This window comes from Natrialba sp. PRR66, from assembly GCF_034808065.1.
Lineage (GTDB): Archaea > Halobacteriota > Halobacteria > Halobacteriales > Natrialbaceae > Natrialba > Natrialba aegyptia.
The window spans coordinates 1-248 of record NZ_JAXHGN010000219.1 but is presented as its reverse complement, the minus strand read 5'-3'; the positions used below and the strand labels follow the sequence as shown (position 1 = coordinate 248).

Annotated in this window: 1 pseudogene; it reads left to right on the top strand. The window is 69.8% G+C overall.

The features are described from left to right. Window positions 1–248 (top strand): annotated as a pseudogene (locus tag SM755_RS24040) (replication factor C large subunit); the annotation flags it as partial.

Below are 248 nucleotides of genomic sequence, written 5' to 3'. Positions count from 1 at the left end.
CGGAACGCCTGTCAGGACGTCGAGTTCCGGGACGTCTCGAAGCGCTCCATCGTCCCGGTGCTCCGGGACATCTGCCGGCAGGAGGGCGTGGAGTTCGAGGACGCGGCACTGGACGCTATCGCCGAGGAGACCAGCGGCGACCTGCGGTCGGCGGTGAACGACCTGCAGGCGCTCGCCGAGGAGGCCGAGGTGCTGACGGCCGAGGACGTGGTGACGAGCGAGCGCGACCGCACGGAGGGTATCTTCGA